General features: G+C 63.6%; 1 protein-coding gene. It reads left to right on the plus strand.

What is annotated here, in order from left to right; genetic code table 11:
• Positions 1-68 precede the first annotated feature (68 nt).
• The coding region (locus IC50_RS24800; RefSeq protein WP_035710922.1) for a helix-turn-helix domain-containing protein at positions 69-316 on the plus strand (248 nt) is incomplete at its 3' end.

A 316-nucleotide genomic window follows, 5' to 3' on the forward strand; every position in this document is an offset into this window, starting at 1 on the left:
CCGCGTCAATGAGGCAGGGCGTTTCGAGCGTAGAATGACATTTCCCGAAGGCGAACGTGGATAGACCAATGCTGAATCAAGTCATGGATTTTGCGGGCGAAGTGCTGCCGGGGAGCTGTGCCGTACCGCCTTATTCCGAGGCGGCGTTTCTGACCGAGCTGGGCGATCGCTTGCGGTCCTCGCGCATACGCTGCGACCTCTCGCGCCGCGAGCTGGCGCGCCGCTCCGGGATCTCCGAGCGCTATATCGCCCAGATCGAGGCCGGCAAGGGCAACGTCTCGATCGTCCTGTTGCTGCGGCTCGCCTCCGCGATCCA

The organism is Bradyrhizobium genomosp. I (2014), from assembly GCF_000261685.1.
Lineage (GTDB): Bacteria > Pseudomonadota > Alphaproteobacteria > Rhizobiales > Xanthobacteraceae > Bradyrhizobium.